The organism is Legionella dresdenensis (assembly GCF_042649825.1).
Lineage (GTDB): Bacteria > Pseudomonadota > Gammaproteobacteria > Legionellales > Legionellaceae > Legionella_C > Legionella_C dresdenensis.
The window spans coordinates 85,823-95,825 of sequence record NZ_JBHSAB010000010.1; the positions used below are offsets into that span (position 1 = coordinate 85,823).

A 10,003-nucleotide genomic window follows, 5' to 3' on the forward strand; every position below is an offset into this window, starting at 1 on the left:
ATAATGATTGTTAAACAGTTTAACCTTTATTTTCTTCTTTGCCGGATGTTACATCACAGGTCAGCATATAGCCGCCGTTGCGTATCGTTTTTATCAACTCGGGATGGCCGGCATTCATTTCAATTTTTTGCCGTAATCGGCTGACCTGCACATCAATTCGGCGGTCAAACGGGTTGAGCTCACTGCTTTTGGTAATTTGCAGCAAAAATTCACGGCCTAATATGCGATGAGGTTGTTTGACAAAAGCCAATAACAAATCATATTCACCGGTACTAAGCGGTAATTCATTATTATTTAAATCAAAGACCTGGCGTGAAGAGGGATAGAGTTTCCAGTTTGCAAAAGATAACACATCCCTGCTGTATTCAGCGCTTTCTTCCATAAAACGTTGTACCCTCCTTGAAATAGCGCTGATACGCGCATGCAATTCACGCGGGTGGAGCGGTTTTACCACAAAATCATCTGCGCCGGCTTCAAGAGCATCTACACATTGTTTTTCGTCATAATCATTACCCAGAATAATTAATGGTACCTGATAACAATGGTAAAAATCGTTTAAGAGGGTGATATTATTTTCTATAAATGAGCAGTGAATAAGCACGGCTGCCGGCATGCGTTGCTCTTCCTGTAACTGGGAGAGGGTTTCGAACTGAATAATGCCCAGGTTAAATTTACTAAAATAGTCCAACAGGGAATGGGCTACAGGCGCATCATCAACAATAAAAAGGTATTTTTGATGCGAAGGCATTATTTCTCCCCGTTGTATGAAATTTGATATTATATACTCAAGAAACTTGAAAAGGCTATTTCAGGTTTATTACAGGAATCGTAGTCCTTTGCACAGGACAATATTTTCATATTACGTGTAGGTTGGGTCGTTTGACCCAACATTACCAATCTTCAACCACTTTTCAGGTTGGAGTGCGTGATAAAAAGCTTGTTGGGACAAACGACCCAACCTACAAAATTTGCTGGCTAATTCTTGTTCACTGACTCGAAAGAGTAATAGAAGTTGAAGTAGAAGCTGTATTTGCTTTGTCCTGTTTTGGCGTCGATGAAAAAAACATTTTAACGTGAAATTCTACGGAATTGCCTGTCTTTGTTTTATGACTGTCGACTGCTGAAATATTTATTCTCGGTTTCTTTTCAGTCCGCGAATCTTTATTAGGAATAGCAGACAAGAGGCTTTTATTTTTGGCCGCTTTCTGACGCAAAGTAGTTAATGTCTCACTCAGTCGAGTGGGCTGAAGGCGCGGCTTCTTTTTTTTAGGCTCTACGTCCTCTGCTGGATTGGTGCGTTTTTCCGCTTCTTGTTGTTCAGGCTCCGATTGGCTTTCAGGCACATCAGGATTGTCATGAGATGAGCTATCATCCTCGTTGTAATCACCCTCATCGTCAAAAGAGGGTGAGCAGGGAATCTTGGTATCATCTGGCTCTTGCGGTTTTTGTTCTTCTTTTCCCTTTTGAATAAAATCTCTCATAACACGTTGGATACGCTCTTTACTTAAGGGGGATGATTTGGCTACTCTAGCCAAAAACTTTCCGCCCAGTAACAAATCCGACTCATCCCTTCCTATTGCACTCTGTTCTAATAACTGAGCCATATTTTCATTTGATGTTGACATTATTACTCCAAAACAACTTATAAATCATTGAGTAACCTTACATAAAGAATCAAAAATCCGAGTGTTAATTTTTAACCTTTGGAAGGGGTGGGCATAATAATACAAGATTAGTTTATTTACAATAAAATAAAACCAGGTTGTTTTAAATTTGATTTGATGGCGATAATTAAAAGCAGTGTTAATCCCGTATGCCGGGGACGGCAGGATAATTTTTGACCTCATTAAAAAAAACTTTCAGTTCAGCCAGCATAGGTTGAAGCGGCGCTTCTTTTGCCAGAGCTGATCCGGGATCATCTGTCCATGCGCCATCAGTCATGCGGAGAATAACGGTAATATAATGGTTATTGTCCGGATAGAGGGCGACCAGCCATTCCTGATTGATTATTCCAAATAATTTCCCGGCATATAAATTGGAAATTTGCTCCTTGCGTACCTCTACTAGAGTGGACTGTGGGTTAACCTGATAATAACTCTGCGCATATTGAGTAATGGATTCCGGAGTAAAACGCTGATTGGCATTCGCTGCGCTTTCCAGAAAAATACTGCGTTTGGCAGGAGATGCAGCCGGGTTAAGCAGGGTAGGTAATAATGAAATACCATCTGGTTTTACCGGTAATGTAAGATTAAGAAATTGCGCAATTGTAGGTGCAATATCAATCAGGGCGATTCGGTTGCTGATTACTTTCGGTTTCGTTACCTGCTGGCCATTTTTATAAATTTTAAATCCGAGCAAGCATTGGAATTGACCAGGACTTAACAAGTCAGAACCATGACCCAGACTCATTTCAAGCGGTGTTGCTGTTTTGCGGGCAAGATAATCTACAAAGGTATGAGAATTGCCCTGATATTTTTTTGCCTGCGTTTTGCGTGAGCCCGGCTTAAACAAAACTTCGCCATGGTCGCTTAACAAAATTACCATACTGTTTTGCAACAGACCCATGTGTTTTAAGCTCTCAAGCATGATGCCTACCTGCTGATCAGCAATTGCGAGTGCTTGCTTATAAATTTTTTTGCGACGGTGGGCATCAAAGGGATTGTAAAATTCTGCTGGCGATGTCCCTGCCCAGGCATAAGGCCAGTGTGAAATCGTATAATGCACTGCAAAAAATAAGGGCTGGTTCGGGTTTTGCTGTTCGAGGGTTGTTTTTAATACCTGATTAAAAGTATTCGGGTAATAGGCAAAATAGCTGGCGCGGTTAAGGTAATTGTAGGGTAAAAGCCATTTGGCAATTTTAGTATTAATAAGTAAATTGCTTAATGGGAAGTCATTAAATGAACCTAAAATGATTTCGTTAACGCCAATTTTTGGACCCGTTATACTCTCAAAACCATATTCTTTATCAATATTATTAAAACGTCTTTCATCGCTGGCATAAACAGTTTGATACCCCTGGTGTTGTAACACCCAGGCAAGGCTTTGATTCGAGTTCACTGTGTCTTGCGGCATCAGATTTTCCCGAGCCTGCGTATGGTTCGGATAACGGCCAGTCAAGATGGATACCCATGCCGGGTATGTACGTGCCAACGGTGAAATGGTATCTGTAAAGCGAACGCTATTGTCCAGAAACTCGTTAATCACCGGTGTGTCATGGGCGTTAACATTGTCTGGATTTATAGAATCCACCCCGATAATAATAATATTAGGTTTCGCTGGGTTTGTGTTGAAGTGGGCAGGGTTATCCCGGGTAAATAGCACAACTGTTACTGCCAGGAACAAAATAGCGGCCAATGGCAATACTTGATAAGGATAATGGCGGACAAGTTGCAGCAATCCAGCGATGAACAGTGCACTCAGTATGATGGATGAGATAATAATAACTGCTTTGATAGCGCTTATTGGTATAACAGGCAGAAAAAAATCGCTGAATATGCTAAGCGGAAAATAAAAACAATTCAGGCTGATAATGGTAATGACGGAAAGCAGGAATATTGCTAATTGCCAGTAATCGAGCTTGTTTTTGCTTATTTTATGCCGGGCAATACCCCACAACATAAATGCTTGCAGTAACGAAACAACCACACAGAGCAGGATATGAACCAACGCAGTAAATGCTATTGCATAATACACTTTAGGCGGCAAGTAGAGTGCGTGAATAAAGCTCTGGCGCCGGAATAACTGGTACAGGAGCTGAAGTGTAAAAAAGAATAAATTAAATATCAGGAAATTGTTAAAATAGCGCTTCATGCCATGATTCTCTGTCATTTGTCCTGTCCAACAGTATTGTTTAAGTGCCAGTTATACACATAACCGTCAATGCTGTTGATATGCTGTAATTGTTTTAACAGCGGTGGGTTGGCAAACTGTTTCAGATGATCGATCACATTTTGTTCCTCGCTACCAAAATCCTCGCTGTACCATTCATAAATTTTGGATACAATCAATTTGCCTTCGATTACTTGTGCACCGCGGTATGAATTAATGTACCCAAAGGCGGCCTGGTTAAGCTGTTGCTCAATCTGTGCGCCTGTAAACGCTGTTCGACTTAGGTTAGGTGCGCCAATAGAGCCATTGTTCAGTGCATAGTGAGTACGTGAATCATTCCATATCGGTCGAATGATGCGATTATTGATATCATCAAGAGATAACGGTATCGCATTAATAGTGAGCAGTTTGGCGCCCCACGGGCCTACGCTGAACAAGCCGGGCGATATATTAATATCCTCAATGCTGCTGACAGGATAATAGCTTGCAACGGTATGAACTGTAATGGCATTAAACAGATTAATCCAGTAAGCAAGCTGTTCCTTGCGGTTATAAAGATTAATATTAATTTCTGAGAGGCGTTTAATATAACGCTTGAGTAAATCAATATCATTATCTTTCAGGTTGCGGTAATCAACCAGATTAATTCCTTCATCATTCGTAATTACCCGCGTGCTCAGAAAATCCTGCCACTCGCTGTGATCAATAATTGCAGTGGCCAGAGGATTATTTATTTCCCATATAGTCCATAAATTTTTATTATAAGATGCAAAGGCGGGAGTATTAGTAAACAGAAACAAGGTAGAAAATAATGCGAATAATAAGAACAGTTTACGCATTCACGCTGGCCCGGTTGCGAAGCGCGCTGCCAATGGTCATGCCATCCAGAAATTCCAATTCGCCTCCCAAAGGAATTCCATGCGCTAATTGACTAAGACGAACCGGATAGGTACGCAGCATTTCATAGATAAAATGAATAGTGGTCTGGCCTTCGACTGTGGGTGTTAGCGCCAGAATTACTTCGGTAATATTTTCCGATACCACTAATCGTTCCAGGCGGGGTAGACCGATATCCTCCGGTCCCAAGCCATCCAGCGGTGATATTTTACCCATTAGTACAAAATAAGTGCCATTAAAAGCATTGCTTTGTTCAATCGCGCTAATATCAGATGGACGCTCAACAACACATAACAAGCCCTTATTTCTGCTGCTATTCTGGCATAGTGTACACAGGCTGGCCTCAGTATAGTTATTACACCGCTGACAGTTTGTTATATTATGCATCGCCTGCTCCAGGCAGTGCGCCAGGTTCAGACCGCGCTGACGTTGGTGCTGCTGAAGCAGGTTATAAACCATTCGTTGTGCTGATTTTGGCCCTACACCAGGCAAACAGCGTAACGCTTCGACAAGCCGCTGTAATGCGTCCATCAGGTGTTTATTCCTTTTGATCTTTCATGAAGTCAGGAAGATTGAAGCCAGAAGTGAGCTTGTTAATGCGATCTTTTGTCGCCTTTTCAATTTTTTCCCGTGCGCTGTTGTAGGCTGCTATCAGCAGGTCGCACAATAAAGTGACCTCTTCTTCCATTAATGAGGGGTGAATATCAATTTTAGAGATGACGTTATTACCTAATATGTGAATTTTCACCATACCGCCGCCAGCTTCACCAATTGCACTGATTTTGCTGATTTCATTTTGAGCTTCCATCATCCGCTCTTGTAATTTTTGAGCTTCTTTCATGATGTTGCCCAGATTTTGATCTAAGTCCATAACTATACCTCATTATTTGGTTTAATTAGTTAATTATAATTCATCTTTAAGTGGTGCAATAGAATTTTTAACGATTTCAGCTGAAAACTCTTGTTGCAGACGCTTTACAAACGGATCGTCAATGATACTTTCCTCAGCTTTTTGCTGGTTTTGCGTTTGTATTACCTGCTTTTGCTGGGCAGGCGATGATTGGGTCATTGTATCAAATTCAAAATTAATTTTAATCGGTTCGCCAAAATAAGCCGCTAATGCCTGCTCCAGACGTGAAGTCACATTGGGAGTAAATAAAGACTGATGCCCCTGAGCGACGCGTAAACTAATATCACGGCCATCCTTGCCAATCATTTCGGCATTTTCTGCGGCATTTCGCGCCAGTCCGGTTAATTTAATCTTATCCAGGATAGCACTCCAACTGCTTTCAGATGAAGCTGGTTGGACGATATCTACAGCAGCCTGTGCTGTTTCTGACTGTAGGTTGGGTCGTTTTGACCCAACATCATCAAACTCGGAACAGGCGGCTATTTCCAGCTCCGGCTCGTCAACACTGCTATCAGGTATTTCCGGTTCAATTTCAGGTACAGCACATGCAATACTGTGTGGCGAATCATTATCCGGTATCGCAGCTTCATAAGCCAGTTTCGGCAACACAGCTTCTGATGCCGGTTTAAAGGCCAGCATCCGCAGCAAAGTCATTTCAAAGCCTATTAACGGTGAAGGAGCCAGGGCCAGATCTTCCGATCCCTTGAGTGCAATCTGATAAAACAGCTGCACATCTTCCGGGGTAAACCGTTGTGCCAGCGGGGTAATATCTTCCTGTCTATCGATTAGTGCACTGCAATCAGCCAGTGCCTGGCAAAGAGTGATCTGATGCAGGTAATTTAATAATTGTTCAAGGGCATAGGAAAAATGCCCGCTTTCCGCTGCAATCTGGCGGCAAATTGTTATAATTCGAGCCGCATCATGATTGCTTAATGCATGCAATAATTGTAAGGCGAAGTCTTGCTGGGTATAGCCCAGCATACTCTTAATGTCTTGAGCCGTTAAACATTTCTCTGAGCTTGCGATTGCCTGATCGAGCATACTGAGCGCATCGCGCATACTGCCGTGCGCTGCTTTGGCTAGCAGTTGCACAGCTTCGGGTTCAAAAGGATAATTTTCTTCTTTCAGAATAAATTGCAAATGGGCATTAATTGTTTCAGGCTGTAAGTGCCTCAGATTAAATTGCAAACAACGGGATAAGACCGTAACGGGCAATTTTTGCGGATCAGTGGTTGCCAACAGAAATTTGACATGCGGAGGCGGTTCTTCCAACGTTTTGAGCAGCGCGTTAAAGCTATGCTGGGAGAGCATATGCACTTCGTCAATCAGATAGATTTTGTATTGGCCGACTGCTGGCGCATATTGAACATTCTCAAGTAACTCGCGAGTGTCTTCAACACGGGTTCTTGAGGCCGCGTCAATCTCTATCAAATCAATAAAACGGCCGTCTTCTACCGCTTGGCAAGCATCACAACTCAGACAGGGATCGGCGCTTGGACCATGCTCGCAATTCAGCGCTTTTGCCATTAAGCGGGCAATACTGGTTTTGCCAACTCCACGGGTGCCGGTAAACAGATAAGCGTGATGAACACTTTTCTGGTTAAGAGATTTGATTAATGCTTTATTAATGTGTTCCTGGCCAACCAACTGTGCAAAGGTGCGTGGTCGCCATTTACGGGCCAATGCCAGATAGCTCATAGAGACATTCACTAGTTGGGCGGCGGCCTTAAGAGCTACACCCCGGCGCCCGAATCAATCGTTACCGCTGCTCCCTTCCGGGCCTGACGGGGTTCACAATCTATCGTCGCGGGGGAACCAATAAGGCCACCATTGTTGAGTTGGCAAGAATAACAAAAACGTTGCAGCAATACAATAAGTATTCTTGCAAAACAGGATTAATTCAGCTGCTAACGGGTCATTTTATTATGTCGTGCCGGGGTTATTTCGTTTAAATAATAACAGAAATATTCTTTACCATTGGCGGTGCCTTTCAGTTCTTTCAGCATAAAACCGGTATCGCCCGGGATTCCCAGAATCTTCAAATAGGGTTTCTCAGCCATTTTAACGCCTTGCCGGCCTGCTGCCGTTGAAGCAATTTGTGCCTGTTTGAACACATTGAAATAATACCCAAAGAAAGATGGGTGTTTTTTGAACAGGTTGCTTGTTTCTGTACAAGGGTTAAATATAAATGAATTGTTGAAGCGGCTTTTTTTCGTTAAAGGCAGCACGCTGTGGGTTGGGATACTCGATGAACCCATTGGCTTCTCGGGTGTGCGCCGAATATAAGATTCATATTCTTTCAGATTGAAAACTACCTGGTGCATTTGATTATCTGCATCAATAACGGTACCAAAATCCACAGTATCCGGCAGATCGTTTCCTAAACGGTTCCTTTGCTGATGGCGTTTGTCAGCAAAAATACCTTGCTTCGGCGCCTTTATTTTAGTGATTTTTTCTTGTCCTTTGCCTTTTTTATCCGGGATATGCGGGATTCTGTAATCCTGATGAGTAAACATAACTTCTTGATACAGAGTTTTCGGTTTATCATGTAATTGTTGTTCTATGTCGTCTGCCAGTCTCTTTATATTATCTTCACTGGCTTCGCTTATTCCTGTAATCATACAGCAGTCTTCGCTGTCATATTTGACTTTCGCACCGCTGCCAAAAAATGACTTGACGGTGCCGGAATTAATTATTTTCTTTAGAATGTTTGATGGCTCAAACCTAATATTGGCAAGATAATTGCCGTCTTTTGACAGTGTTATGGGTGGGCAGGAGAATGGAATATCAAGAGTGGTTGCCATATGGCTTAATCGCTCAATTATCTCCAAAGCTCTTTGGTATTTGGTACAGCGCTCCTGGATTTGATTATTAATAGAACAAGCATTATTTTTCTTGTCAAGAGCACGGCCAGACACGAAAATTTCAAGGTAATTATTATGAAGTTGAAGGCACTTGATTTCATTCTCACGCAGTACAGACCGGATAATACCGGCAAGTGCGCTGGCTTTTATATCCAGATATTTTTTCACCGCGACAGCAATATAAGAATCAACCTGGGCATCACCAAAAATTATAGAGGCGTCTTGCGGTTCTACAAATTCTTTTAATGCTTCGATAAGAAAAGAATGTTGCTGGCGCAGTTTGTTTTCCAGTTTCTGCTTTTCTTGTCTACTGTATTTCTGCGCAAGATATTCGCGTCTAAGCGATTGCATAATTGACAGTAAAGCGAAAACAGTTGTTACGCTAAACAAGGATTGGCCGCCAGCCAAATTGTCGAAGCCGGCGCCGACAATGTCAAAGATTAAATAAGCAAGCAGAAAAATATTTATTCCCTTATACAGCATGCTTTTCCGGTATGAACTTTGACAGGCCTGTTCAAGTTCGACAAACAAGTCTGTGATTTCGTTCTGATCTAATGATGCCAGTCTATTGTCGTCATCATGCAGCGGCAGAGCAGCCGGTATGCGTTGATGAAAAGATAAAACAAGCTGTTTGGCCACGTGGAATGATGTCCTTATAATAAGCCCTAAAGGAATATCCGAGTACATTAAAAAGGCAAAGCTTCCATATTCGGCTATAAACTGTATGTCATCCGCCAGGGAGTCGCCCAGTTTATTCTGGCACAGAGCGCCATAGTCTTTAACAAGTATGTGCATATCAGCAAGCGGAATCGTTTCATCAAGAGTAATATCCTCGATTTCTGCACATTGCGAGTAACTTTTTAATAGCCTAAACACCTCCTGTTGCCTGTCTGCAATGATTTTTTGTACATGCTGGTAGTCGTGATGTTTAAGCGCTTCTTCAACCCATTGCAATCTCTGATCAATGTCATTGAGATCAGCTAATTTTTTAGCCATCAGGTGACGTTTATACTCTTGCACTATTTGTATATCATCTTGTCGCAGGGATTTACCCAGTGTCTCCCAATATATTATTTGAAATACTGCCTCAACAAGATTGGCAAGGGACCGGTTATTTAAATTCCTTTGCCGATTAAGTTTGTTCCTTTTGGCCTTAACGGCATCAACCAGTCTTTGTTGCCAATCCGGAAAACGGCTTGCATGTTCCAGTGTGCTTGACATGAGGGCTGTTGAAGAACAAGTTAATATTTTAGGAGTAATATCTTTCATAGCTTAAGTACGTTATATATGGATGCCACATTTATAATACACGTGTTTGGTTTTAAATAGTGAAGGGATAATTATACAGAATTGTATTATGTTAATACAAGTTTACCTTGATTTTTCCTTATTGATTAATGAGATGACGCAGAAATGCCGAAGTGCGCTTATTTTTTAAAAAAATTGCAAAAAAGGTTTGACATTGCCGCTGGGATGAGTAGAATACGCCACATGCCTTCGGGGC

Annotated in this window: 8 protein-coding genes and 1 other RNA gene; all 9 read right to left on the reverse strand. The window is 42.0% G+C overall.

Annotated features, from left to right (window positions below):
• Positions 1-19 precede the first annotated feature (19 nt).
• The gene (locus ACFORL_RS06315; protein ID WP_382342202.1) at positions 20-748 is read right to left on the reverse strand and encodes a winged helix-turn-helix domain-containing protein; all 729 of its coding nucleotides are present in this window, start codon (positions 746-748) and stop codon (positions 20-22) included.
• A gap of 238 nt (positions 749-986) precedes the next feature.
• Positions 987-1,625 carry a hypothetical protein gene (locus ACFORL_RS06320; RefSeq protein WP_382342203.1) on the reverse strand — a complete coding sequence of 213 codons (639 nt, stop codon included), beginning with the start codon at positions 1,623-1,625 and terminating at the stop codon, positions 987-989.
• A gap of 178 nt (positions 1,626-1,803) precedes the next feature.
• Positions 1,804-3,828, reverse strand: a complete 2,025-nt coding sequence (locus tag ACFORL_RS06325; protein ID WP_382342205.1) for a sulfatase-like hydrolase/transferase — start codon at positions 3,826-3,828, stop codon at positions 1,804-1,806.
• Positions 3,825-4,667 (reverse strand): DUF547 domain-containing protein, encoded by an 843-nt coding sequence (locus ACFORL_RS06330; protein ID WP_382342207.1) that lies wholly within the window; start codon positions 4,665-4,667, stop codon positions 3,825-3,827. The genes ACFORL_RS06325 and ACFORL_RS06330 overlap by 4 nt, the downstream gene beginning before the upstream one ends.
• Complete coding sequence (gene recR / locus ACFORL_RS06335; protein WP_382342209.1) at positions 4,660-5,256, reverse strand: recombination mediator RecR; 597 nt, start codon at positions 5,254-5,256, stop codon at positions 4,660-4,662. Before recR ends, ACFORL_RS06330 begins: the two co-directional genes overlap by 8 nt.
• Before the next feature lie 7 nt (positions 5,257-5,263).
• Entirely contained in the window at positions 5,264-5,596 is a 333-nt protein-coding gene (locus tag ACFORL_RS06340) for a YbaB/EbfC family nucleoid-associated protein (RefSeq protein ID WP_382342212.1), read from the reverse strand.
• A 33-nt stretch (positions 5,597-5,629) separates the two neighbouring features.
• The gene (dnaX, locus tag ACFORL_RS06345) at positions 5,630-7,333 is read right to left on the reverse strand and encodes a DNA polymerase III subunit gamma/tau (protein WP_382342213.1); all 1,704 of its coding nucleotides are present in this window, start codon (positions 7,331-7,333) and stop codon (positions 5,630-5,632) included.
• A 26-nt stretch (positions 7,334-7,359) separates the two neighbouring features.
• An RNA gene (ffs, locus tag ACFORL_RS06350) (signal recognition particle sRNA small type) lies at positions 7,360-7,456 on the reverse strand.
• A gap of 86 nt (positions 7,457-7,542) precedes the next feature.
• Positions 7,543-9,720: a hypothetical protein gene (locus ACFORL_RS06355; protein WP_382342215.1), complete on the reverse strand. Its 2,178-nt coding sequence runs from the start codon at positions 9,718-9,720 to the stop codon at positions 7,543-7,545.
• Positions 9,721-10,003: the final 283 nt, after the last annotated feature.

Bases quoted from the DNA above. Each gene is read 5' to 3' on its own strand.
- ACFORL_RS06315 (WP_382342202.1), bottom strand. From the start codon at position 748: ATGCCTTCGCATCAAAAATACCTTTTTATTGTTGATGATGCGCCTGTA.
- ACFORL_RS06320 (WP_382342203.1), bottom strand. From the start codon at position 1,625: ATGTCAACATCAAATGAAAATATGGCTCAGTTATTAGAACAGAGTGCA.
- ACFORL_RS06325 (WP_382342205.1), bottom strand. From the start codon at position 3,828: ATGACAGAGAATCATGGCATGAAGCGCTATTTTAACAATTTCCTGATA.
- ACFORL_RS06330 (WP_382342207.1), bottom strand. From the start codon at position 4,667: ATGCGTAAACTGTTCTTATTATTCGCATTATTTTCTACCTTGTTTCTG.
- recR (WP_382342209.1), bottom strand. From the start codon at position 5,256: ATGGACGCATTACAGCGGCTTGTCGAAGCGTTACGCTGTTTGCCTGGT.
- ACFORL_RS06340 (WP_382342212.1), bottom strand. From the start codon at position 5,596: ATGGACTTAGATCAAAATCTGGGCAACATCATGAAAGAAGCTCAAAAA.
- dnaX (WP_382342213.1), bottom strand. From the start codon at position 7,333: ATGAGCTATCTGGCATTGGCCCGTAAATGGCGACCACGCACCTTTGCA.
- ACFORL_RS06355 (WP_382342215.1), bottom strand. From the start codon at position 9,720: ATGTCAAGCACACTGGAACATGCAAGCCGTTTTCCGGATTGGCAACAA.